At 59.0% G+C, this 24440-nt stretch carries 20 protein-coding genes and 3 pseudogenes; 11 read left to right on the plus strand and 12 right to left on the minus strand.

Annotated elements, in window-relative coordinates:
- Positions 1 to 54: 54 nt before the first annotated feature.
- The 4 genes and pseudogenes from efeO (ALO64_RS05020) to efeU all read right to left on the minus strand — a co-directional run bounded on the left by efeO (ALO64_RS05020) (position 55) and on the right by efeU (position 4311).
- Positions 55 to 879: an iron uptake system protein EfeO gene (gene efeO / locus ALO64_RS05020; RefSeq protein WP_005733750.1), complete on the minus strand. Its 825-nt coding sequence runs from the start codon at positions 877 to 879 to the stop codon at positions 55 to 57.
- A gap of 29 nt (positions 880 to 908) precedes the next feature.
- A pseudogene (gene efeB / locus ALO64_RS05025) lies at positions 909 to 2212 on the minus strand (iron uptake transporter deferrochelatase/peroxidase subunit).
- A gap of 24 nt (positions 2213 to 2236) precedes the next feature.
- Positions 2237 to 3448 (minus strand): iron uptake system protein EfeO, encoded by a 1212-nt coding sequence (efeO, locus tag ALO64_RS05030; protein ID WP_044343738.1) that lies wholly within the window; start codon positions 3446 to 3448, stop codon positions 2237 to 2239.
- Between the two features lie 8 nt (positions 3449 to 3456).
- Entirely contained in the window at positions 3457 to 4311 is an 855-nt protein-coding gene (gene efeU / locus ALO64_RS05035) for an iron uptake transporter permease EfeU (protein WP_044343739.1), read from the minus strand.
- A gap of 261 nt (positions 4312 to 4572) precedes the next feature.
- On the opposite strand from efeU, the gene ALO64_RS05040 reads away from it, so the two are divergent.
- Together ALO64_RS05040 and ada are read left to right on the plus strand one after the other, a co-directional pair.
- Positions 4573 to 5205 carry a DNA-3-methyladenine glycosylase family protein gene (locus tag ALO64_RS05040; protein ID WP_044343740.1) on the plus strand — a complete coding sequence of 211 codons (633 nt, stop codon included), beginning with the start codon at positions 4573 to 4575 and terminating at the stop codon, positions 5203 to 5205.
- A 70-nt stretch (positions 5206 to 5275) separates the two neighbouring features.
- Positions 5276 to 6382, plus strand: coding sequence for a bifunctional DNA-binding transcriptional regulator/O6-methylguanine-DNA methyltransferase Ada (ada, locus tag ALO64_RS05045; protein WP_044323082.1), 1107 nt, complete (start codon positions 5276 to 5278; stop codon positions 6380 to 6382).
- On the opposite strand, the gene ampC is transcribed toward ada, so the two are convergent.
- Positions 6371 to 7528, minus strand: coding sequence for a class C beta-lactamase (ampC, locus tag ALO64_RS05050; protein ID WP_044321840.1), 1158 nt, complete (start codon positions 7526 to 7528; stop codon positions 6371 to 6373). The two genes, ada and ampC, sit on opposite strands and share 12 nt — an antisense overlap.
- Complete coding sequence (locus ALO64_RS25660) at positions 7528 to 7674, minus strand: hypothetical protein (protein WP_005744526.1); 147 nt, start codon at positions 7672 to 7674, stop codon at positions 7528 to 7530. The genes ampC and ALO64_RS25660 overlap by 1 nt, the downstream gene beginning before the upstream one ends.
- Here ALO64_RS25660 and ALO64_RS05055 point away from each other — a divergent pair.
- Positions 7673 to 9107, plus strand: a pseudogene (locus ALO64_RS05055) (SulP family inorganic anion transporter). The gene ALO64_RS25660 and the pseudogene ALO64_RS05055 sit on opposite strands and share 2 nt — an antisense overlap.
- A gap of 51 nt (positions 9108 to 9158) precedes the next feature.
- Positions 9159 to 10272 (plus strand): annotated as a pseudogene (gene zapE / locus ALO64_RS23850) (cell division protein ZapE).
- 3 nt (positions 10273 to 10275) lie between these two features.
- Here zapE and rarD read toward each other — a convergent pair.
- Entirely contained in the window at positions 10276 to 11160 is an 885-nt protein-coding gene (gene rarD / locus ALO64_RS05060) for an EamA family transporter RarD (protein ID WP_044319240.1), read from the minus strand.
- A gap of 224 nt (positions 11161 to 11384) precedes the next feature.
- Between rarD and ALO64_RS05065 the strand changes: the two genes are divergently transcribed.
- Positions 11385 to 12536 (plus strand): MFS transporter, encoded by a 1152-nt coding sequence (locus ALO64_RS05065; protein ID WP_005733761.1) that lies wholly within the window; start codon positions 11385 to 11387, stop codon positions 12534 to 12536.
- Between the two features lie 6 nt (positions 12537 to 12542).
- On the opposite strand, the gene ALO64_RS05070 is transcribed toward ALO64_RS05065, so the two are convergent.
- On the minus strand, positions 12543 to 13376 hold the full coding sequence (locus ALO64_RS05070) for a PhzF family phenazine biosynthesis protein (RefSeq protein ID WP_044343741.1): 834 nt from the start codon (positions 13374 to 13376) through the stop codon (positions 12543 to 12545).
- Positions 13377 to 13504: 128 nt separating this feature from the next.
- A complete protein-coding gene (locus tag ALO64_RS05075; RefSeq protein ID WP_002554176.1) occupies positions 13505 to 13987 on the minus strand; it encodes a multidrug/biocide efflux PACE transporter in 483 nt (160 codons plus the stop codon).
- Positions 13988 to 14086: 99 nt separating this feature from the next.
- Between ALO64_RS05075 and ALO64_RS05080 the strand changes: the two genes are divergently transcribed.
- The 3 genes from ALO64_RS05080 (at position 14087) to ALO64_RS05090 (ending at position 17588) form a co-directional block, all read left to right on the plus strand.
- Positions 14087 to 14971: a LysR family transcriptional regulator gene (locus ALO64_RS05080; protein WP_044343742.1), complete on the plus strand. Its 885-nt coding sequence runs from the start codon at positions 14087 to 14089 to the stop codon at positions 14969 to 14971.
- Between the two features lie 97 nt (positions 14972 to 15068).
- Positions 15069 to 15287 (plus strand): DUF6434 domain-containing protein, encoded by a 219-nt coding sequence (locus tag ALO64_RS05085; protein ID WP_052508569.1) that lies wholly within the window; start codon positions 15069 to 15071, stop codon positions 15285 to 15287.
- 207 nt (positions 15288 to 15494) lie between these two features.
- Positions 15495 to 17588: a hybrid sensor histidine kinase/response regulator gene (locus ALO64_RS05090; RefSeq protein ID WP_044343743.1), complete on the plus strand. Its 2094-nt coding sequence runs from the start codon at positions 15495 to 15497 to the stop codon at positions 17586 to 17588.
- Positions 17589 to 17600: 12 nt separating this feature from the next.
- Here ALO64_RS05090 and ALO64_RS05095 read toward each other — a convergent pair whose 3' ends face one another.
- Together ALO64_RS05095 and katB are read right to left on the minus strand one after the other, a co-directional pair.
- A complete protein-coding gene (locus ALO64_RS05095) occupies positions 17601 to 18161 on the minus strand; it encodes an ankyrin repeat domain-containing protein (RefSeq protein WP_005734718.1) in 561 nt (186 codons plus the stop codon).
- Positions 18162 to 18222: 61 nt separating this feature from the next.
- The gene (katB, locus tag ALO64_RS05100; protein ID WP_004665787.1) at positions 18223 to 19728 is read right to left on the minus strand and encodes a catalase KatB; all 1506 of its coding nucleotides are present in this window, start codon (positions 19726 to 19728) and stop codon (positions 18223 to 18225) included.
- Positions 19729 to 20295: 567 nt separating this feature from the next.
- Between katB and ALO64_RS05105 the strand changes: the two genes are divergently transcribed.
- The 3 genes from ALO64_RS05105 to ALO64_RS05115 all read left to right on the plus strand — a co-directional run bounded on the left by ALO64_RS05105 (position 20296) and on the right by ALO64_RS05115 (position 23866).
- On the plus strand, positions 20296 to 21021 hold the full coding sequence (locus ALO64_RS05105) for a GNAT family N-acetyltransferase (RefSeq protein WP_005734721.1): 726 nt from the start codon (positions 20296 to 20298) through the stop codon (positions 21019 to 21021).
- Positions 21022 to 21205: 184 nt separating this feature from the next.
- A complete protein-coding gene (locus tag ALO64_RS05110; protein ID WP_005734722.1) occupies positions 21206 to 22846 on the plus strand; it encodes a methyl-accepting chemotaxis protein in 1641 nt (546 codons plus the stop codon).
- 138 nt (positions 22847 to 22984) lie between these two features.
- Positions 22985 to 23866 carry a CAP domain-containing protein gene (locus tag ALO64_RS05115; RefSeq protein WP_044343744.1) on the plus strand — a complete coding sequence of 294 codons (882 nt, stop codon included), beginning with the start codon at positions 22985 to 22987 and terminating at the stop codon, positions 23864 to 23866.
- A gap of 28 nt (positions 23867 to 23894) precedes the next feature.
- On the opposite strand, the gene ALO64_RS05120 is transcribed toward ALO64_RS05115, so the two are convergent.
- Positions 23895 to 24323, minus strand: a complete 429-nt coding sequence (locus ALO64_RS05120) for a nuclear transport factor 2 family protein (protein ID WP_032701925.1) — start codon at positions 24321 to 24323, stop codon at positions 23895 to 23897.
- Positions 24324 to 24440: the final 117 nt, after the last annotated feature.

Raw genomic sequence — 24440 nt, forward strand, 5'->3', positions numbered from 1 at the left:
CTGCGTCGTCAGTGCCATCGAGTTAAAAAGCGCTTTCAGGCGCGGCGTTTCAGGTCAGTTCAGGCCCAGTTTGCCGCGCAGGGTCGAGAGGTCTTCAGCCAGGGTGTTGACCGGGCCGACCAGGGCTTTGCGGTCGTTCTCTTTCACCTTGTCGTAGGTTTCAAAGCCACCGTCCTTGGTCTTGTACTTGGCCAGAATCTTGTCCACGGTGGCAAAGTTCTTGTCGACTTTGCTGGAGAAGGCTTTGTCCTGCTGCTCGATCTGCGGGCGGAACAGGTCGACGATTTTCTTCGCGCCGTCGATGTTGCCCTGGAAGTCGTACAGGTCGGTGTGGCTGTAACGGTCTTCTTCGCCGGAGATCTTGGTCGCCGCCACTTCTTCCAGCAAGGCGGCTGCGCCACCGACGACTTTTTCAGGCGGGAAGGTCAGGTCGGCTACACGCTTTTCCAGGTCCTTGACGTCGCTCATCAGCTTGTCGGCGATAGGGCCCTGGTCCTTGGTGGTGTTCTGAGAGAACAGCGCGTACTCCAGACGATGGAAACCGGTGAAGTCTTCTGCCGTCACGCCTTGTTCGTGGTCGTCGACGCGTGAGTCGATGGACGCATCCAGGTCACTGAACAGTTCGGCAATCGGCTCTACCGACTCGTAGTACACGCGGGTAGGGGCATACAGCTTTTTGGCTGTCGCGATGTCGCCTTTCTTCACGGCATCGGTGAACTTCTGGGTATGGCTGACCAGTTCTTCGATGTTTTCGGTTACGTAAATCTTGTAGTCCGAAACCGGACCTACCAGGTCCAGCGGCGCGGTGGCGGCAAAGGCAGCCAGTGGCGTCTGGAGCAGGCCAAGGGTCAAGAGCAAAGCCAGGGGCGTCTTTTTCATGGGTGTCTTCCGGGTCTGGAGTGGGTAGGTCATGCGGTTTTAGTGGGCGAAGCAGCTGCCAGCAGCGAGCGGCCGATGAAATCCTGGTCACCGGTTACCCCCGGCAGGGTGAAGAAGTAACCCCCACCGACCGGCTTGAGGTATTCCTCCAGCGGCTCGCCGTTGAGGCGGCTCTGAACGGTGATGAAGCCTTTTTCCAGGTCAGCCTGATAGCAGATGAACAGCAGGCCCATGTCCAGCTGACCGTTCTTGTTCACCCCGTTGGAGTAATTGAACGGACGGCGCAGGATCAGGTTGCGCTGGCTTTCGGCGGTACGCGGGTTGGCCAGGCGGATGTGCGAATCCAGTCGGGTTTTCTTGCCTTCCGGGTCTGCCGCGTAGTTGGGTACGTCGGTCTCGACCTTGCCGTCCATAGGTGCACCGGTGCTTTTGCTGCGGCCGAAAATCGATTCCTGCTCCTGCAATGGCGTGCGGTCCCAGCGTTCCACGAAGTTACGGATGATCCGCACGGCCTGATAGCTACCGTTGGCGGCCCACGCTGGCTCGTCGCTACCCGGCTGCACCCAGACCAGCTCGTTCATGGNNNTTTGCCGAGCCATCCCGGAAGCCGAGGAAATTGCGCGCGCTTTCCGGCGGCTGGCCAGGCTTCTTCGGTGCCTGGGGCGGCACGGTGCCTTCCTGTTTCCAGCGCACCAGCAGCAGGTCAGGCAGGTTCTTGACGATGTCGCGCAGGGCGTGAATGTTGCTGTCGGCGGTGTTGGCGCAGAACTGGATGCTCAGGTCGCCATGGCAACTGGCCGGATCCAGCGCGTCGTTGGGGAAGCCGGTCATGCGGATCAGGCGTTTGGGTTTGACCGGGGTCAGGCCAAAGCGCTCATCGAACAGCGATTCGCCTACCGACACGGTAATGGTCAGGTTGTCCGGGGTGACCACCGGGCCAAGAATGCCGGAATCAGGCGGTGGCAGTTTCGGATCAATCTCCGGCACCGGGCCGCCGGTCATCAGGAACGCGATGCGCTCATTGAGCGTGCGGAACAGGCGCTCGAGATCTTCGCGGTCGNNCAGCCAGCACGTCGAACGCGACCAGCATGCCTGCGGCCGGACGCGGGTTGACGATGCCGGTCTGATGCAGGCCATGAAAGTCGTTGTGGTCCTGGGTCTTTTCACTGTTCGGTGCTTCGGTGACTTGCGCCGGCGTTGCGGCCAGTACGTTGCCGCTCAGGCTGCTGCCAGCCAGCGCGGCACCGGCAGCACCGAGACCCATCAGGACACGGCGACGCTGTATTGAAGCGGGGGCGTTAGTGGCTTCTGGACTGTTGTCTGGGTTTTTCATCGTAGTGTGCTGTGCTCCAGTGAATCAGAGGCCAGAAAGGCCAAGTGCCGCGTCGATGCCGTTGAGTGCGTCAGCCAGCGCGCCGGCCTTGGCGGCGATTTGCCGACGCTGCGTCTCGTCCACCTGGTCATAGGGGCGCATGCCTCCCTCAGCGGTGCTCAACGCATTAAGTGTGGTGTCCAGATCAGCCATGGCCGCATCGATCTTCTGCAGCAGATCGGCAGCACTGCGGGTCAACAACGGACGCAGCAGATCGACGATTTTGCGGGTTCCGTCCAGGTTGGCGGCAAAGCCGTTGAGGTCGCTGTGGCTGTAGCGTTCCTCTTCGCCGTTACTGCGTACGTCAGCCAGGCTGCGCATCGTGCGGGTGGCGATGGCGGCCAGTTGTTCGGGGGCCAGCGATTGCGCCATCAACTGCTGTTTGAGCTGAGTGACATCGGTTTGCAGGCGCTGCGCGACGGGCGACAGGCCCTCGACGCTGTGCTGATCGAACAATGCGTATTCAATGCGATGGAAGCCGGTAAAGCCCGGATCCTGTTCACGCTTCTCGTAGTAATCGGCGCGGGCGTTGATGGCGTTGTCCAGTTCCGAGAGGCGCTGAGCAGCCGGAGCAATACGCTGATACGCGGTGCGGGCGGGCAGGTAGGCCGCCTGAGCGGCGCTCAGGTCGCCAGCGTCAATGGCTTGTTGCAGAGCCGTCACGGCCTTGATCAGCGCCGAACCTTGCAGGCTCAGGTACACCCGGTATTCGGAAAGAGGGCCGATGAAGGCGGTCATCGACGGGCGCGCCTTGGCTTTTGCATCGGACTCGGCGGTCGGGGTGACGTGCAAGGTGCCACGCGGGTTGCTGAGCAGGCCGCAGGTGATCGCGTAATCGCCGGGAGCCAGATTGGCATTGATCACCTGGCTCAACCCCGGCGCAATGTTTTCCCGCTCTTCAACCACCAGCACGCCATCGAGAATTTCCCATTCGACGGCGCGTTCCGAGCGGTTGACGATGCGGAAGGCATTCTTGCCCGCCGCCACTGTCAGCACATTCGGCTCACAGTTGCGGGCGTAAATATTGACCACGGTTTCAGTGCCGGCATTGGCTGTACGCTTTTTTGCCGCGACCTGCGAGGCGTAATAGAACAGCCCGCCAGCGGCAATCATCAGGATCACCGAACCGGCGACAGCCAATTGCAGGACACGGGGCGACCGGGCGTTCTCGGAAGGCCCTGGGGTACGGATAGACATGGGTGCCCTTATTCGTTCGTCACAGAAGATGTTTTCGGCTGTAGGGTCTTGCCGGACGCCGGGGTGTGCGGCATGAAGAACAGCAACAGCGCCCCGATCAGGTAAATCAGGTAGACGCTCAAGGTGCTGACGGTCGGAGCGTCCTGGTAACCGAACATGCCGGCCAGTACCGAGCCGGCAGGCCCATCCATCGGCAACAGTGCGCTGATGTCGAAGACCACTTCCTGCAGATGATTCCAGATCCCGGCTTCATGCAAAGCCTGAACGGAGTTGGCCAGAATGCCCGCAGCCACCACCAGAATGAACAGCCCGGTCCAACGGAAAAACAGGCCCAGGTTCAGGCGCATGCTGCCGCTGTAAATGGCTACGCCGAAGCCCACGGCCAGCAACAGGCCGAGCAGGGCACCCAGCGGTGCGCCCGAGCCTTCGCTCTGCTGGAACACGGCGAGCAGAAAGAATACGGTCTCCAGCCCTTCGCGGGTCACGGCGAAAAACACCATGGCGATCAGCGCGTAGGTCTGGTTTTTCGAGCCGGTGAGGGCAGCGTCCAGAGACTCATGCAACGCGTGCTTGATCGAGCGGGCAACCTTGCGCATCCAGAACACCATCGAGCTTAAAATGCCCACGGCGATCAGGCCGACAATGCCTTCGAACAACTCCTGTTGCTTCTGCGGGAATTCGGCGCTCATCAACTCAAGCCCGCCACCGACGAACAGCGACAGCGCGGCAGCGAGGAACACGCCGATCCACACCGCAGGCATCCACTCGCCGCGGCCGGTCTGCTTCAGGTAACTGGCGATAATGCCAACAATCAGCGCGGCTTCGATGCCTTCGCGCAGCATGATCAAAAACGGAACGAGCATATCTCACCGGGTCAAAACTGTAGGGTGAACGTGCTTCAGCGAGCTATAAGCCGGAAACACTGCGTAACATAATGATACTCATTCTTGACTGCGGGTAGTTGTTTTTTATCGGGATTGCGTTTTTGAAAAGTCGTTCAGGTCAGGTTCAGCTAATCGATCACGGTTTTCTGAACGTTCCGCGGTCTTCGGAAATCAGCGATCATTTTCAACACCCCTGTAAACTGTGGTTGCCCGTCTGACCGCCTTATTCCGGAAATCATCATGTCATCAGAATCAGACAGCGCTGACCGCAGGCATGCTGAGGCGGTCGCTGCGCTCAGGTCCATAGACCCGCAATGGCAGTCGCTGATTGACCAGGTCGGCCCCTGTCTGCACCCGGTCAGTGCAGCGCAGGACCCGTTTCAGGCGCTGGTCAAGGCCGTCGCCTACCAGCAATTGCATGCCAGGGCAGGCGATGCGATGGTCATGAGGTTGCGTGCGCTTTTTGTGGATGACAGCTTCCCGGGGGCGCAGGCACTGGTCGAGCTGGATGATCAGGCACTGCGCTCCTGTGGGTTCTCGGCGTCCAAATGCCGGGCGATCAAGGCGATTGCCGCTGCGCGAGTGGACGGTCTGGTGCCTGAGGTCAGTGCGGCACTGGCCATGGGCAACGAAGCACTGGTCGAACGCCTGATCCAACTGCCGGGCGTGGGGCGCTGGACCGTGGAGATGATGATGCTCATTTACGGGCTCGGTCAGCTGGATGTGATGCCCGCCAGCGACTTCGGCGTGTGCGAAGGCTACCGGCAAATGGCACGGCTTGCCGAGCGCTTCGCGCCTTACCGAACCATTGCCGCCTGGTATTTGTGGCGAGTACCGGCCAACTTCAGCGACATCGATTTATCTCGAATTTGAGAGCAAGACTCGGAGTGCCTGTGTGTTGCGACAGGGATAGGCTCATCGAAACCCAAGACAGGCCATCACCATGGAAAACATGAAAGGCACGTTGAAAACGCGCGCGCCACGAACCGAAGAGGACCCGCGCTGGGAGGTCCTGCTCAATCGTCGTTCAGGTGCGGGCGCTGACTTCGTCTACGGTGTGCTGACAACCGGTATCTACTGCAAACCCGGCAGCCCGAGCAAACTTCCAAGGCCGGAAAACGTCGTGTTCTTTTCTTCGGCGAGCGAGGCTGAAGCTGCCGGGTTTCGCCTGTCGCGGCGCAGTGGCAGTGATCAGCAAAGCGTGGACCTCAAGCATGCTTCGGCCGTTTCCGAAGCCTGCAGGCTGATAGACGCCTGCGACTCGATGCCCAATCTCGCTGCGCTTGCGGAAAAGGTCGGGATGAGCAGTTTTCATTTTCATCGCACTTTCAAGAAACTCACCGGGTTGACGCCCAAAGCCTACAGCGTCGCGTCCTTGCGCTCGCGAGTGAAAGTCCAGCTTTCCCACGATGTGACCATCACCAGTGCGCTGTATGAAGCAGGTTTCAACTCCAACAGCCGATTCTATGAGGCTTCGCAAAAAATGCTGGGCATGAAACCTTCTGAGTACCGGGCAGGCGGGGCCAATGTCGACATCAGGTTTGCACTGGGTGAAAGCTCGCTGGGTTCGATTCTGGTGGCCAGAAGCCCCAAGGGTATCTGCGCCATTTCACTCGGAGACGACCCCAATGTGCTGGTCGAAAAGTTTCAGGACCAGTACCCCAATGCCAACCTGATCGGCGGGGATGAAGAGTTTGAACAACTTGTCGCCAGGGTCGTGGGCTTTGTCGAGTCGCCTGCGACCGGCCTCGCGCTGCCGCTTGATATCCGCGGCACGGTTTTTCAGGAGCGGGTATGGCAGGCGCTCAGGGATATACCTGCCGGATCGACCGCAACCTACACCGATATCGCCACGCGTATCGGTATGCCCAGCGCAGTTCGCGCAGTGGCGAATGCGTGCGGTGCCAACACGCTGGCAGTTGCCATTCCCTGTCATCGGGTCGTGCGCAGCGACGGGTCGTTATCCGGTTATCGCTGGGGTGTCGAGCGCAAGCGCAAGCTGCTTGAAATCGAAGCTGCCGGGGGAGCAGGGCTTTTTTCAGGGCTTTGAACAGCAGCCTGACTCGCCGAGAATCCGGTAGGCCAGCCTTACCCGTTCTTCATTCGGATAGTTCTTGTTGGCCAGAATCACGATGCCGAGCTGTTTTTCCGGTATGAACGCGACATAGCCACCGAAACCGTTGGTTGATCCGGTCTTGTTGACCCAGACCGCAGATTGCGCTGCCTGCGGCGGCTCGATCACTTCGGTTTTGAGCGTGTTCAGCATGGCACTGGCGTTGCCTTCAAGCAGATGCGCCAAGCCAACCGGCATCGGATACTGCTCCCAGATCAGGTCCTGAGTCATGCCGCCGACTTTGAAATAGCTGATCCGTGTGTCACTGAGAGCGCGTTGCAGCGGCGCGTCGTACTGACCAGGCCCAAGGTTTGCCTCGACAAAACGGATCATGTCCCGCGCACTCGATTTCACGCCGTAGGCTTCACTCGCCAGAGGACCTGGGTTAACCCTGACCGGTTCGTCGAGTTTGTTGTAGCCCTGCGCATAAAGCTTCTGCTTTTCGTCGGGCACGTTCACGTAGGTGTTGCTCAGGTTCAGCGCCGGAAACAGTCGCTGCTGGAGGGCTTTTTCATACGGCAGCTTCATGCTGCGCGCCGCAACCAGGCCGAGCAGGCCCACACTGGGGTTGGCATAAGTGCGGTGTGTGCCGTGCAGGTAGTCGGGCTGCCAGGCCTTGAAATAGTCCATCAATTGGCGAGTGTTCTGCACCTTGTCGGGCACTTGAAGGGGGAAGCCGCCTGCTGTGTGGGTGCCGAGGTGAAAGACCGGTATTTTGCCCAGGCGTGTGTCATTCAATTGCGGCAGGTAGGTGTCGATGCTGTCGGTCAGCGACAACTGCCCATTGGCCTGCGCCCAGGTGGCCAGTGTGGCAGTGAAGGTTTTGCTGATCGAGCCCAGTTCGAACAACGTATCGCTGGACACCGGCTGGCCGGTTGTTTTTGAGGCGACGCCGTAGTTATAGAACTGTTGTGTACCGTTGCGGGTGATGGCGATGGACATGCCTGCAATGTTGTTTTCCTGCATCACCTGCTGCGCCGCTTGCTGCACAACGGCATCAAGGTCAGGTGCCGGGTCTTGAGCGCAGGCAAGGGAAGCGTTCAGCACAAGCGCCGCGCATAACAGTGTCTTATTCCTTGGCATCACATGATTCCTTGTTGTTTTGGGTCGCCGCCGATCATCGAAGAACGCTGTTTTGAAGCCTTGCTGCGGTGGTCGGTGGCGGCGGGTTTGCGTAATATGCCTCCTTTTTTGCGCTTCCTCCACGGGGCGCGGTTCAGGTAACCCATGAAATCAATCCGTATACGCGCCGAAGTCCTGGCCGGGCTCACGACATCCTTTGCCTTGGTGCCCGAGTGCATGCCTTTGCACTAGTGGCCCATCTCAACCCGCTGATGGGGCTCTACGGCGCGTTCATCATTTGTACGCTGACGGCCCTGTTCGGCGGGCGTCCGGGCATGGTTTCCGGCGCGGCCGGTTCGATGGCGGTGGTGATCGTCGCGCTGGTGGTGCAGCACGGCGTGCAATATTTGCTGGCGACCGTATTGCTGGGCGGTTTGATCATGATCCTGTTCGGGCTGCTGCGGCTCGGCAAACTGGTGCGGCTGGTGCCTTATCCGGTGATGCTGGGCTTCGTCAACGTGTCATCGCGATGGCGCAATTGGAGCACTTCAAGGTGGGTGAGTCATGGCTCAGCGGTACGCCGCTGTACGTGATGCTCGGTCTGGTGGCGTTGACCATGGCGATTGTCTATCTGTTGCCGCGCCTGACCCGTGTTGCACCGCCTGCGCTGGTGGCGATCCTGAGCGTCGGGCTGGCGGTTTATTTGCTCGGCCTGCCGACCCGCACCCTGGGCGACATGGCGCACATTGCCGGTGGCCTGCCGGTATTCGCCATGACGGACATTTCGTGGAACCTGGACACCCTGCGCATCATCGCCCCATACGCCATCCTGATGGCGCTGGTCGGCCTGCTGGAAACCCTGCTGACCCTGAACCTGACCGACGAGATCACCGAAACCCGTGGCTATCCGGATCGTGAGTGCGTAGCGCTGGGCGCTGCCAACGTGGTCTCCGGTGCCTTCGGCGGCATGGGCGGTTGCGCGATGATCGGCCAGACGGTGATCAACCTCAGTTCCGGCGGCCGCGGTCGTGTGTCGGGCGTGGTGGCGGGTTTGATGATCCTGATGTTCGTGCTGTTTCTGTCGCCGCTGATCGAGCGCATTCCATTGGCGGCGCTGGTCGGGGTGATGTTTGTGGTTGCCCAGCAGACTTTCGCCTGGGCATCGTTGCGTGTGCTGCGCAAGGTGCCGGTCAATGACGTACTGGCGATCATTGCCGTGACCGTGGTCACGGTGCTCACCGATCTGGCCACTGCGGTGCTGTTCGGCATCATCATCGCGGCGATCAACTTTGCCTGGCAGCAGGCCCGCGAGCTGTATGCAGACAGCCATGTAGAGGCCGATGGCAGCAAGGTCTACCACCTGCACGGCACGCTGTTCTTCGCCTCGACCACGCCGTTTCTCGACCAGTTCAACCCGGCCGAGGACCCTGCACAGGTGACACTGGACTGTCGCCACCTGAGTTTCGTCGATTACTCGGCCATTGCTGCGCTCAAGACCTTGCGCGAGCGCTATGTCAAAGCGGGCAAGCATTTGCGAGTGGTGCATCTGTCCGAGCGCTGCAAGCGGCTGCTCAAGCGCGCCGGCGTGCAGCACGCATGAGCCGCGTTTCAGGCTGGATGTCTTTTCTCTGATACCTAAGGTGTGTGCCTGATGGATGCTGTCTCCCCGCTGCAAGCCTACGAACGTGCCGTCCAGCGTGGTTTTCAGCCTGATCAGGCGCAGTTGCAGGCTGCCCGACAGTTGCAGGCGTGCTATGAGGCCCTGGCCGATGCGCGGGGTCGGGCACAGGGCGTCTATTTGTGGGGGCCGGTCGGGCGCGGCAAGACCTGGTTGATGGACCGCTTTTTCGAAAGCCTGAGCGTGCCGGCCCGGCGTCAGCATTTTCATCACTTCATGCGCTGGGTGCACAAGCGCATGTTCGAGCTGATGGGCACGCCTCAGCCGCTGACCGTGGTCGCCAAAGAGCTGGCGCGGGAAGTGCGGGTGATGTGTTTCGATGAGTTGTTCGTGACTGACATCGGCGACGCAGTGATTCTCGGTGGGCTGCTGCAAGTTATGTTCGAAGAGGGCGTAGTGCTGGTCTGTACGTCCAATCAGCCACCGGAAAAGTTGTACAGCCACGGCCATAATCGTGAGCGCTTCCTGCCAGCGGTCGCCGCGATCCTGAAATACATGAATGTGGTGGCGGTCGACGGCGGCGAGGATCATCGCCTGCACCCCGGACAGTTGCACCAGCGTTACTGGGTTGCACAGGCCGGTCAGCCAAGTTCATTGAAGGGGATATTCGAAGCGCTGAGCGCTGGCCAGCCGGTTCACGACTCGCAGGTCATGCTCGGTTATCGCAGCATCAATGTGGTTCAGCATTCCGATACGGCAGTGTGGTGCCGCTATCGTGACCTGTGTGAACAACCGCTGGCTGCGATGGATTTTATCGCGTTGTGTGATCGTTTCTCGGTGATTCTGCTCAGCGAAGTGCCGCCCCTCAGCGCCGCCCAGCGCGAGGCGAAGATTGCCCGTGGCACCGAGGATGGCGTGGAGCAGGTGACGGCAGGCGACCGCGAGCTGCCGCAGTTATCGCCCAACGACGACGGCGTGCGACGTTTCATTGCGCTGGTGGACGAATGTTACGACCGGCGCATTCCGCTGTATGTAGAAGCGCCTGTGCCGATGGACGAACTACACCCAGGGTTATCTGTCGTTTGCCTTTCGGCGCACCCTGAGTCGGCTTCAGGAAATGCAACTGGAGCGTTTCACCGAGACCTGAGCTTCAGGCTGCATCCCGACGGCGCTGGGCCAGCACGTGTTTGGCGCCTTCGATCATCAGCACCACGACGGCCAGCCAGATTGGCAGGTAAGTCAGCCATTCATCGCGGCCGATGCTCTCGCCCAGCAACAGGGCGACGCCGACCAGCAGCACCGGCTCGACATAACTGAGCAACCCGAACAGGCTGAACGGCAGCAACCGGCTGGCAACGATATAACTGACCAGTGCCGAGGCACTGATGACCCCGAGCACGGGAATCAGCAGGTACAGCAGCGGTGCCTGCTGGATGGCTTGTGGATGACCGTTGGCGATAAACCACAGGCCGATGGGTAGCATCAGCAGCATGTCGAACCAGAGCCCGCCGAGGTGGTCGGTCCTGAGCTTGCGACGCAGCACGAAGTAAAGGGGATAGCCGCCCGCGACCAGCAGGGTTTCCCAGGAGAAACTGCCCAGCCTCCACAGCTCATGCGCCACGCCGATCATGGCAAACACCGCAGCGACTTTCTGCAGGTAGGAGAGGTGCTCGCCGTACACGATGCGGCCGGTGAGAATCATGCTCAGCGGCAGCAGGAAATAACCCAGCGACACCTCCAGGCTGCGCCCGTGCAGCGGTGCCCACATGAAGATCAGCAATTGCGCGCCGATCAGCACCGAAGACAGCAGCAGCGCGAAGATCAGCAGCGGTTGCTGCCTGAGCCGGACAGTCACTTCGCGGACTCGCCGCCAGTCTCCGCTGACCAGCATGAACAGCGTCGCGCATGGCACGGTGAGCAGCATGCGCCAGCCGAAGATCTCTTCACCGTCGAGCGGGGTCATCAGTGACGTATAGAAATACATGACCCCGAACAGCGTTGACGCCAGGATCGACAGCACTACACCTTTGTACACGACGGCCTCCGCGACAGCTGATTCGACAGATTGCGCACCTGTCTGGTGCGCGTGGTAGTCAGTCTACTGGCCTGAGGTGCAAAAAGCTGCAAATCGGACGGCCCTTGCACGACGATGGAACGAGCCTCATGCAAGTGCATCAGAGGTTTTGGCTAATCGATCAGCTTTGTTAGGCTGTCGCGCTGGCCGGTGTGACCGTACTCGGCAAATTACAAGGAGCATGCATGACCTCTTTCAGCACCGCAGCCCAGGATGCCAAGGCTCGGGCGGAGCAGTCTTCGACGCGTATCGCGTTTTTCATTGCCGGTTTCAGTGTCGCCTCTTGGGCGCCGCTGGTGCCTTACGTCAAACAGCGGATGGGCCTTGATGAGGGCACGCTCGGGCTTTTGTTGCTGTGCCTCGGCGTAGGCTCGATTCTCTCGATGCCGTTGGCCGGTGCGCTGGCAGCGCGGTTTGGCTGTCGGCGGTTGCTGGTCTGCTCGACGGTGTTGATCTGTCTGTGTCTACCGCTATTGGCGACGATATCCAGTCTGCCGCTACTCATAGCCACGCTGTTCCTGTTTGGCGCGAGCATGGGGGGTGTGGATTGCACGGCCAACGTTCAGGCGGTGATTGTCGAGCGTGCCAGCGGCAAGACCATGATGTCGGGATTCCATGGCCTGTTCAGCCTCGGTGGGATTGTCGGTGCCGCGGGTGTCGCCGGCTTGCTCAGTCTGGGCATCTCGCCGTTCACGGCGATGCTGATCGTGGTATTTCTGACGTTGGTTGCGCTGGCCAAAGCGGCGCCGAATCTGTTGCCTTACGGCAGTCCGGCCGATGGGCCAGCCTTTGCCATCCCGCGTGGCGTGGTGCTGTTCATCGGCCTGCTGTGCTTCACCGTATTTCTGGCCGAAGGCGCAATGCTTGACTGGAGCGCGGTATTCCTGACCTCGTTGCGTGGTGTCGAAGCGTCGTATGCCGGACTGGGCTATGCGGTATTCGCCGCGACCATGACCCTGGGGCGGTTGTTTGGCGATCCGGTGGTAAAACGGGTGGGCTCCAATCGAGTGATCATTCTTGGCGGGCTGTGTGCCGCAGCGGGGCTGGCCGTCGCGACATTGATCCCGGTCTGGCAGGCGGCGCTGCTGGGGTATGCATTGGTAGGCGCGGGTTGCTCGAACATCGTACCGGTCTGCTACAGCGCAGTCGGTCGGCAGAAGACCATGCCGGAAAGCGTGGCGATTCCGGCGATCACCACGGTTGGTTACGCCGGGATTCTGATTGGTCCTGCGGCAATCGGTTTCATCGCCCATGTCAGCAGCCTTGAGCTGGCGTTCATGATCGTTGCCGTGATGCTCTTGGGCGTGGCTATCGGCGGCAGCAAGCTCAGGACCTGATTCTGACTACAACGTGCGCGCCATCCCCGACACCCGGATCGAACTCCCGGGCTGCTCGGGGATTTCCGCGCGCAGACGTGACGGGCTGCCCATGTCCTCGCCCTGAATAATGTCTATCAGGCCACCGTGCGGCCAGCCTATATCGCGCAGATAACCACCCAGGGCCGCCGTGGCCGCACCGGTAGCCGGGTCTTCATAAACGCCGCCGAAGGCAAATGGGTTGCGAGTGTGGAACAGCTGTTCGGTTTCGGCCCATACCAGCAAAATAGTCGCCCAGCCTTCGCGTACCATCAGCTCTCGACCGGCCTGCTGGTCATAGTGCATAGCCTTGAGCTGTGCCCGGCTGTTCAGCGCGAGCACAAGGTGCCCGGCACCGCCGTTGATATGCGCTGGCTTAATGCGTTCATCCAGATCGTTGTGCGTATAGCCGAATAGCGCCAGGGCCTCTTCCAGCAACTGCGCGCTGATCGGCTTGCTGAAGGTCGGTGGCGATTGCAGTGCTGCCGAAGTCAGGGAGCCTTGCGCATGGCCTTCGACAGTGATCTGCGCCTGATTGAGCGTCAGGCTGAACACGCCGTCGCCTTGCCGTGCCGCCAGTGCTGCGCCCAAAGCGATGGTCGCGTGTCCGCAGAACGGGACCTCTGCCAGCGGCGAGAAATAACGTACACGCCAGCAACTTTCCACAGGAGCGGCAAACACGGTTTCGGAAAAGCCGACCTCGGCGGCAAGCTGCTGCATGACGAGGTTATCGGGCAGCGCATCGCCAATCCACACGCCTGCCGGGTTTCCACCGCGATCGCCATCGCTGAATGCCGCCAGTTTGAGTATTTCAGTTGTCATTGAAGGGTGTCCTTGCCGTGGTCATTGGGCGACAGTTTGCAACGGAGCTGATTTGATAATCCAGTGAGAAGAACTGATGCGGTGCATCTATATAGCTGATGCCTGAGCGCCCGCGCAGACCTCTCCTCTCAAGGCACCTCACACCTGGCCATACGCCGCTGCACTACACGTTCACGCAGTGCGTCGTAGGCCCAATTGAACAGCATGGTGTAAGGCAGAAACATCAGCAGCAGACCGATATCCAGCCAGAATGCTTCCATCAGGCTGATCGTCAGCCACCATGCGGCCAGTGGCACGACGGCCAGAATCAGTCCGGCTTCGAAACCTGTTGCGTGCAGCACGCGAGTGGTCAGGCTCATGGCAAACCCGTACCTGTTGCGCAGTCTGTCGAACAGGGCGTTGTAGAGCATGTTCCAAAGCATGGCGATGGTGGAGATCATCACTGTCATGGCGCCCATCATTGCCAGCGAATGGTTCATGAGCCAGGCCAGCAGCGGTGCGACCAGAATCACGCCACCGATCTCGAACAGGCTGGCGTGCAGCGCCCTTTCACGCAGGGTCTTGGACGCTACGGATGCGTGCTGGCTGGCGTGTTGTGGGCTGTTGCTCATTATAAGACTGTCCTTTGTGCTCGTGGGTGGCAGCATTATCATCGGTGTTTGCGTTAACCTGAAAATCAATACCATCGGTAAAGCCGATAAGAGAGTGTCATGAGTTATTCACCGGAAGCCCTGGAAGCCTTCGCCCAGATTGCCGCGCTGGGTTCGTTCAGTGCAGCTGCAAGCCGTCTGGGCAAGAGTCAGTCGACGATCAGTGAAGCAATTGCCCGCCTGGAGATCGATTTTGGGCTGGAGCTGTTCGATCGCTCTTCCAGGCAGCCGGTTCTGACCGAAGCCGGGAGGGTCATGCTCGGCCGTGTCGATGACCTGTTGTGCGCCTCGGACCGACTGCGCCGGGCTGCTGCAAGGCTTGCGGCAGGCGTCGAGCCAAGGCTGACGCTGGTGCTGTCGGACGCCAACCAGTTCGCTGATTTCGAACGGCTGATGACCGAGCTGGATCAGCGCTTTCCGGAGCTGGAGATGGAATGCGTATTCGCCGAGCACGGTGATGCCATCAGCCTGGTGCAGTCGGGCAGGGCATTATTGGGGCTGCTGTCGGCGCAAGCCAGCTACCCACCGGAGATCGGTCACGCGACCATCGACGAAAGTGCCGATTTCGGTCTGTTCGTCTCGCATAAACATCCGCTTGCCGCGCTGGAACGGGTCGATTATCAGCAACTGGCGGGTTACCGCGCATTGCGCCTCAACACGCTGGTCGAGCACAGCATCCCCACCGACGACCTGCCCACCAGCGGTCACCGTCATTGGTCAGCGCCCAATTACCTGCTGTTGATGGACATGGCTGCCTTCGGTTTTGGCTGGTCGGCGTTGCCGCGCTGGCTGGTGTCGCGCTATTCGGGCGGGCTGCTCAAAGAGCTGAAAGTCTCGGGCTGGCCGCGTCGCTCGGCGGTCGATGTCATCTGGTCATTCCAGCGCAGCCTGGGGCCAGCAGGTGCATGGCTGCTGGAGTCGCTGGTGCCGTTTGCCGGAGAGTAAACGGATCGGCTCTCATAACCGGCAGTCAGCAGTCGCGGGGCTTGCTGATTTCCAGCTATAAAGCACAGACTTTCAACACTGTCGGGCAGGGTAACGCATGACATTCGACTGGCACTCCGATCCTGTTACACGTGATACCCCGGTGGACGACCGCTACCGAAATACGCAGAACGTGAGGCGCTTCATGACCGGACAATGCGGGCCGTCGTTCAGGTTCGACCGGCCATTCATGGCGTGGATCACTAATGGCGAGCCCAAAAACATGGGCCAGATCGTGGATGAATGGTTGCTTCTGCGAACAGCAGGATCGGAATGAGCTGACGTTGTATGCTGTTGGAGGGCTGCTCGGTCGGGCTCGCTCTGGCTGTATCGAGAAGCACATACCGCCCTGACTTTCGAAAATCATCGATTTTCGAATGCAAAATGCCATTATTTTTGCAACTGAGCGTTTTTTCTCGTAGCGTGCTCGTGCCGCCCTGCCTGAAGGGAACGCGGCGCAACCCACACCGCAGGTGCCTCCGCCGTGACCCCGACAGATCTACAACATCTCCAGAGCCGATTATCGGCTCTGGAGCAGGAAAACGCCTCGCTTAAAGAGCGCCTGAGCGTCAGTGGTCAGGAGGCCGAAAACGCCCTGGCGCACTCTCAGGAGCGTTATCGTTTTCTGTTCAACGCGATGGATGAAGGCTTTTGCATCATCAAGTTCTTTGACGGCCCGCACGGCCCGTTGAGCGATTACATTCATATTGAAGCCAACCCGGCTTACGAGTATCACGCCGGCATTCCCAATGTGGTGGGCAAGAAGCTGCGCGAGATGGTTCGCGAAGAGGCGGATGGCTGGGTCGAGTTCTACGGCAAGGTATTGCGCACCGGTGAGCCGGTCCGCTTCGAGCGCGAGCTGGTGGCGACCGGGCGCTACCTGGCACTGACCGCGTTCCGCATCGAGCCGGCCAGCCGCAAGCAGGTAGCGGTGTTGTTTCAAGACATCACCGAACGCAAGCGCGCAGAGCTGGCGTTACAGCAGATGAATGAAACGCTGGAGGCTCGTATTGTCGAGGCCGTCGCCGAGCGCAATGTGCTCGCCGATGTCGTCAATGGCACCAATGCATTCATCCATGTCATCGACGCCAATTACCGCTGGATGGCCATCAATGGCTCAGCGCTACGCGAGTTCGAGCGTCTTTTTGGCGTCCGTCCTCAGGTAGGCGACAATATGCTCGACCTGCTGGACGACTGTCCGCAGAGCAAAGCGGGCCTTAAACAGCGCTGGACGCGGGCGTTGGCAGGCGAGGAGTTTGCCGAAAGCGTCAGCTTCAGCGATTCGAAGGATCCGGCCAGCCACTTCGAAATGCGTTACAGCACGCTTCGCGATGCACAAGGCCAGTCCATTGGCGCGTATCTGTTTGCCTACGACGTCAGCGAACGGTTGCGCGAGCAGGAACGCCTGGCTCAGGCTGAGGATGCCCTGCGCCAGTCGCAGAAGATGGAAGCGGTTGGTCAGTTGACTGGCGGTATCGCCCACGACTTCAACAACCTGCTGACCGGTATCACCGGCTCGCTGGAACTGCTCAAGACGCGCATGAGCCAGGGCCGTTTCACTGAAATAGATCGCTACATAGGGGCTGCGCAGGATGCATCCAAGCGTGCAGCGTCGCTGACTCACCGGCTGCTGGCGTTTTCACGTCGACAGACGCTTGACCCCAAGCCGGTCGATATCAACCGGCTGGTGATCGGGATGGAAGAGCTGATTCGACGTACGGTCGGACCTCACATCACGCTGGAAGTCGTGACCTCAGTCGGGTTGTGGTCGACGTTCATTGACGCCCCGCAACTGGAAAATGCGCTGTTGAACCTGTGTATCAATGCCAGGGATGCCATGCCGCGAGGCGGGCGAATCACCATCGAAACCGCTAACCGGTGGATTGACGAGCGCGGCTCCCAGAGCCGGGATCTGACACCGGGGCAATACCTGTCGCTGTGTGTCAGTGACACCGGTACCGGCATGTCGCCTGAGGTTATCAACCGCGCGTTCGACCCGTTTTTCACCACCAAGCCACTCGGGCAGGGCACGGGTCTGGGATTGTCGATGGTGTACGGTTTTGTGCGCCAGTCCGGTGGGCAGGTGCGTATCTACTCTGAACCTGAGCAGGGCACGACCATGTGCCTGTACCTGCCGCGTCATTACCTTGGGGCTGCGGAAGAGGTCGAGGCTGTCGAGACTTGCGAATCGGCGCCTGCGCAGACCGAGCGTACGGTGATGATTGTCGACGATGAGCCGACCATCCGTATGCTGGTGGCCGAAGTGCTGGAGGATCAGGGGTATATCCCGATCGAGGCGGGCGAGGGCGCGTCTGCGCTGAAGATGCTGGAGTCCGATATGCGTATCGACCTGCTGGTAACCGACGTCGGGTTGCCTGGCGGCATGAACGGTCGGCAACTGGCGGATGCTGCGCGCATCATTCGACCAGACCTTAAAGTGCTGTTCATCACCGGTTATGCTGAGAACGCCATCATTGGTAACGGCCATCTGGATCCGGGGATGTGGGTGCTCACCAAGCCGTTCACCATGGACGCGTTCGCCAGCCGCATCTACGAAATGATCGAACGCAAGGATTGAGTCCAAAAAACGTCAGCGGGCAGGCAGTGTCTGGAATTCGCCTTTCGACAAGCCCTGCACGTCGTTGCCCATGCTGTCACGGATGGTCAGGTCGGCACCTTGGTCGGTCAACGCCTTGAGCACTTCAGTGCGTTTGAACAGCGCCGCGTACATGGCCGCCGTCTGCCCGGCATTGTTGGTCAGGTTTGGGCCGCAATCGGCCTGAACCAGGCGCTTGGCGATGCTCAGCTCACCCTTGAAAATCGCGCCCATCAGCGCAGTGTTGCCGCGATTGTCCTTGGCGCAAGGGTCAGCACCGGCATTGATCAGGCGTTCCACCGAATCTTCATGGCCGTGATAGGCGGCCAGAATAAGGCCGGTATAGCCCTGTTCGTCACGCACGTTGAGGTCGTAATGGGCTTCGATGAAGGTGTCCAGCATCGGGTTGTTACCTTCACGGGACGCGTCGAAAAACAGCGTGCGCAACTGGCTGGCGGTCTGTTCAGCGGTCAGTTCGGAAGCGGGTGCCGGGGCGGGTGGGGTTGCGTTTGCGGCTGCAGCAAACAGCAGCAAGGCATAGATCAGATTTTTCACAGGCGTTCTCCTGGCTGGAACCGCCCCGGCGTCGTGAACGCCGGAGCGGGACATCAGATCATCAGTCTTTGAGGCTTGCAGCCAGCGACTTGACCTTGCTCAGATCGCCCTTGGCGACTTCGGTTACCCGAGTGCCATAGTCCGGATCTGCCTTGTACAGGAACGACAGCATAATGTTCTTGCTTTCGGTGTCGGTGTCAGCCAGCGACTCGCCAAAGCTCTGCACCAGGTCGGTCTTCTCTTTAGGGCTGTAGGAGCGATACAGATCACCCGCCTGCTTGAAGTTCTGCTCACGCGTAATCTTCGCCTGCTGGGTGGTGCCGCTGATCGGCAGTTCGCTGTAGCGCGCTTTTTCGTCGGCTGGACGTGGCTCCAGACGGCTCGGCTCATAGTTGACGCCGCTGGTGGTGTGACCGGTATTCAGAGCACCGTCCTGATTACCGTTGTTCACCGCAACCTTGGGCTGGTTGACCGGCAGGCTCAGACCATTCGCGCCCAGGCGATACATCTGGGTGTCGGCGTAGGAGAACACACGGCCTTGCAGCAGACGGTCCTCGGAAGGCTCGATACCAGGAACCAGGTTAGCCGGGGCCATGGCGACCTGTTCGGTTTCCTGGAAGAAGTTGTCGACGTTCTTGTTCAAGACCATCTGACCGATTTTCTTCTCAGGGACATCAGGCCAGATCTTGGTGGCGTCCAGAGGGTCGAAGTCGAATTTCGACAGCTCTTCAGGCTTCAGGACCTGAACGTACAAGTCCCATTTCGGGAAATCGCCCTTTTTGATGGCACCGACCAGATCGTTGGTCAGATGGCTGTAGTCCTTGGACTGGACCTGAGCGACTTCTTTCGGATCAAGGTTCTTGATGCCTTGCAGGGTCTTCCAGTGGAACTTGACGTAGTGCACTTCGCCTTTGGCATTCACCAGTTTGTAGGCGTGTACGCCGTTGCCGTCCATGAAGCGATAGCCTGCAGGCGTACCCTCATTTGAATACAGCAGTGTCAGCGTACGGGTGGCTTCTGGAACATGCGAGAAGAAGTCAAAGCGACGCGAATCGTTGTCCAGGTTGGTACGCGGGTCAGGCTTGAAGGCGTGGACCATGTCCGGGAACTTGATGGCGTCACGGATGAAGAAGGTTGGAAAGTTGTTGCCTACCAGGTCCCAGTTACCGTCTGCCGTGTAGAACTTGGTGGCGAAGCCGTGTGGGTCGCGCAGGGTTTCAGGCGAGTGGTTGCCATGGACAACGGAGGAAAAGCGCACGAAGACCGGGGTTTTTTCGCCCGATTTGAACACCGTGGCCTTGCTCAGATCGCTGATATCGGCCGATGCGGTGAACTCACCTTTGACACCCGTGCCGCGAGCGTGGACCACGCGCTCCGGAATACGCTCGCGATCAAAGCGCTGCAGCTTTTGCAACAGCTGCACATCTTGCAGCAGGACAGGCCCTTGGGCGCCTGCAGTCTGAGAGTTCTGATTGTCGCCGACGACGGCACCATTGTCGCGAGTCAGGGTGTCTGCTGCATAGGCGGTCGGAACAGTAACGAGACCGACTGCAGTCAGACACACCATATGTCTGGACCAGTTTAATAACGGCATTTTGAATCCCTCATATTTTTAGTAGGCCGGTATATCTTAGGCGCGTGGGGGCAGGGGGGTGATTATAAAAATATATCGGGGTGATTAAGATAAATACTGAGAGGGGAGAGGAACCGAGTAAAAACTTTCACAATTAGTTGAATAATTTTCTTGGCTATGAGGAAGGCGGGCTACAGGTGAACGTATAAAAAATCATGGTTTTAGTTATTTATAGTCATGAAATTAAAGGATTTTTTATTAAATGTTGGTGTTAATAAAAGGCACGTTTAATCACGCTGTCCAAGGTTAATAGCAATCATTATCATTTTGAGGGCTCGTCAGTAATAAAGTGCTGGCGTCCCGGTGTGGAACGATCGTGCAACTAAATAATGTGACATTCAAGATTGCTGGCTTTTTGATATTGTCTTCTGAGGTCGTCGTATAAGTTACAACTAAGTTATCCTGCGGCAAAGTGACATTATCGGTTTTGAAAGCGTTGACGCGCTATCATGTGGCCACACCTTGTGCAGCCACACCCCGTTCAATGGAGCCGCTCGTCTCATGCCCACCATCATGTTGCTACAAACCCCGCCACCGGAGTTCATCCGTAGCCAGATCCAGCAGATGGTCGTGGACTACGTGACCGACATCAGCATGGTAGCCATTGCGCCGAGCAATCCGCTGTACAACCTGTATCAGTATGGCGTGGGGTATGAGGTGCATCTCTACCTGAACGCCATGGACGGCTCGCAAAACCTGGCGGTCGAACTGATCGTCGCGCTGGACGATGAGGACCCGGAAACCGTATTGGGGTTTTTACTGTACCTGCCTGTGCAAGATGATCCACAGGCTTGTGCCGTGGCCTATATGGCGGTGCGCGAAAGCCATCGTCGCCAGGGCATTGCACGCTCGATGCTGAATAAGATGGTCGGCCGCTACCCGCACGCAGAACTGTATTGCCTGGTGGGCAAAGTGGCGTATTTCGAAGCGCTGGGCTTCCAGGTCCTGGGCGCACGCGGCCCGCAGGTCATCATGAACACCCTGGATCATGGAACGGATGGCCTGCTTGCGGTCATGGACATTGCTCCGATCTACAGCTCGGTGGAAGTGCGTCAGATTCATGCGTACCTGCTCAAACAGCACGGCAAGAGAGCAATGGTCGATGCAGAGAAGCAGCGTGACCGTCATCTCGACCGTATGACCCGGGATGCCAGGGCGTTCGCCGAGCAGCATCTTGAAAACCCTGGCGTGCCGGAAGGTGTTGCGCAAGCGTCAAGGCTGCACTGACAGCCGGGGGGGCGCGCAGGCAGACCTGTATTGATAGACGGAAGTAGTTGCACAAGCGCTATCTATCAAAAAAGTGGGGAGTGCGTTGGAACGATCCAAGTGGAGTGAAGTCATTATGACATCACGACTATTTGGTCACTCTCAGGCACGGATGTCGCCCCTCATTCAGCAACAGGTAAGCCCCATGAATTTCCTGCGTCAGTCCAAGTTTTCGACCAAGCTTCTTTCGGCATTCATTGTTTGTGCACTGATCACACTGACCGTTGGCGGCCTGGGCATGGTAGGGGTTACCCGCTTGGGCAACGCGCTTGAGCTTACCTTTTCCAACAACCTTGTTTCTGTCAGCAACACTAATGAAACGCTGACCAGCCTCACCGCTCACAACCGTGGACTGTACCGTTTGCTGGATGCGCAGGATGGCGGTGTTCCTGAAGCCGACAAGGAACGTGTTCGACAGGCGTTGAGCGAAGATCTGGCTCGCGCACAGAGGATATTCGCGATTTACCGTGCCACGCCGCTGGAAGATGACGAGCGTGCCGCCGGTGACCAGTTTGAGCTGATGATGCCCGGCTACGTTGCCGGAGCCCAGCAGGTTGTCGATCTGATCAAGGCCGGTGATTACGACGCTGCCCGCACCCGACTGAACACACTGTCTTCGGAAGGCTTTATCAAGGTGCGCAGCTATTTGCGCACTATGATCGATTCCAACAACCGTCAGATCAAAGAGGGTGCTGCGGCTGCTGCCGATCTGCGGAATTCTTCGGTGATGATGCTTGAAATCGGCGTAGTCATCGCCTTTCTGGTGGCAATCATGTTGGGGCTGTTGATCACCCGCATGATTACCCGGCCGTTGGCGGTCGCGGTAGCAAGTGCTCAGCGCATTGCCGGTGGCGACCTGACCCAACCGATTGTTTCTGATCGTGGCGATGAGGCCGGACAACTGCTGGACGCACTGTCCGACATGCAGACCGGTCTGAAAAATACCATTCAACAAATTGCCAGTGCTTCAGACCAGTTAGCCTCTGCTGCCGAAGAATTGAGCGCCGTTACCGATGAAAGCACCCGCGGACTGACTCGCCAGAACGACGAAATCCAGCAGGCTGCGACTGCCGTGAATCAGATGACTGCTGCTGTGGAAGAAGTGGCGCGTAATGCGGTGTCGACGTCCGAGGCGTCGAAGGCTGCAACCGATGATGCAGTCGATGGACGTGGTCAGGTGGATCATACGGTCAAGGGCATCACCACCATGGTGCACGAGATCACCGAGTCCACTGGCGCTGTGTCAGAACTGGCCGGGCATGTGCGTGAGATCAGCAAGGTGCTGGACGTGATTCGCAGTATCGCCGAACAGACCAACCTGCTGGCGTTGAATGCCGCCATCGAAGCCGCGCGTGCCGGCGAACAGGGTCGTGGTTTTGCGGTGGTGGCTGATGAGGTTCGTGCCCTGGCACACCGTACTCAGGCCTCGACAGTGGAAATCGAAGGCATGATCAGCACCGTGCAGTCCGGGGCCGATGGCGCTGTTGCGGCGATGGGCAAGAGCCTGTCTCTGGCCACCAATACTCAGGAGCTGGCGCTGCGTGCCGGTGCCGCGCTGGAAAAAATCACCCAGGGTGTGGCGACCATCAACGAGCGTAACCTGGTCATTGCTTCGGCTTCCGAAGAGCAGGCCCAGGTCGCACGCGAGGTGGACCGCAACCTGATCAACATTCAGGACCTTTCGACCCAGAGCGCCGCAGGTGCCAACCAGACCAGCGCTTCGAGCCAGGAACTGTCGCGACTGGCCACCTCGTTCAATTCGCTGGTCGCCAACTTCAAGCTTTGAGTCGTTTCAACACGGTACTGTCTGGCGCACGTCTTTGCCTTTTCGGTGGCTAATTTCCGCACTGGCATGAAAAAGGCGTTGCGCCCGACCGGGTCATTTCGCGCATCATAGGCGGACTCAGCCCGAGAGAGACTTTTCATGCCTGTCATTTTCAACACCCTGCGCCTGTCGCTCCCGAGAGTATCGTTATCATTTGTGGCCCTGCTGTGCTCTGCAATCTTTGCCAGTGCTGCGTTGGCCAGCGACGATACGCAACTGATCGAATCCATCAACGCCTATCGTGGTCAGGCACAGCGCTGTGGCGAGCAGGTATCCATGGAGCTGCCGCCACTGAACAGTGATGCACGTCTGGTGCTGCCCGCCATTGGCAATCTGGACCTTCAACAGGCGCTGACGCGTGCCTCCTATCCAATGGTCACTGTGCAGGCGATCAGTCTGTCCGGCCCCAATGACGCTGACTCGGCACTTAAAGCGGTGCTGGAGAGTTTTTGCCGAGTAGTGCTGGACCCGCAATTTGTCGACATCGGGGTTAGCCGGCAGGGGCGAGACTGGCGCATTGTCCTGGCACGCTCGCTGGTGGCTTCGCGTCTTGGCGATTGGCAGGTAGAAGGGCAAAAAATTCTGGAAATGGTTAATAACGCCCGTACCCAGGCGCGTCAGTGCGGAACGCAATCCTTCGCTGCTACCACGCCACTGGTCTGGAACGCTGTTCTGGGCACTGCCGCACAACGTCATTCGCAGGCAATGGCCAATCAGAACTTCTTTGACCACAAGGATCGCGACGGCCGTACGCCTGGCGATCGGGCCGAACTTGCTGGCTATATAGGCCAGCAGGTCGGTGAGAACATCGCTGCAGGCCAGGACAGCGCGCGCAAGGTGGTGGATGGCTGGCTGCTGAGCCCCGGCCACTGCGCCAACCTGATGAGTCCTGATTTCCGCGAGTTGGGAGCAGCCTACGCGATGGACCCGAAAAGTGACGCAGGGATTTACTGGACGACGATGTTCGGCACGCAGCAGTAGCGCCTGCTGCTGCCTTGAACCGGTGGGTTTAGAAGCGGAATGCCTGACGCCCGATGAGCAGCCATTGGCCATTCTGCTTCTGCCAGATCTGGAAGTTCTCGATTTCGGTCGGCACAACCTTGCCGCTGTTCACTGCCTGTGCCGAGAAATGATTGCGCACCAGAGCGGTATCGCCGGAAAGAATGATTTTCTGATTGAGCATCTTCAGTTCGTTAAAGGCGCTCTTGCCGGTCTCGATGTCTGCGATGAACGCTTTCTTGTCCTGAATGGTGCCGCTGGAGTGTCCATACGTGAGGTTGTCGGCGGTCAGCGCATTGAGTTGCTTTATGTCCTTGTGCCACATGGCTTGCGTGAGCTTGTCTACCGCCTCGGCAACATCAGTCTCGTCAGAAGTCGCCGCAGCGGCGTAGCCGGTAAACAGGCACAGAAACGCCATTAGCAGTGTCAGCTTTTTCATGTTCATCCCTTTTTCTTGTCGTTATTGAATGTGAGCGAAGCCCGCGCAGATGAGTAATTCATCTGTCGTCGTACAACTTAGGTCAGGGCAGGCCATTCGACAAGGAGAGATGCCGGG

The sequence above is a fragment of the Pseudomonas meliae genome (assembly GCF_001400515.1).
In the GTDB taxonomy this organism is placed as follows: Bacteria; Pseudomonadota; Gammaproteobacteria; order Pseudomonadales; family Pseudomonadaceae; genus Aquipseudomonas; species Aquipseudomonas amygdali.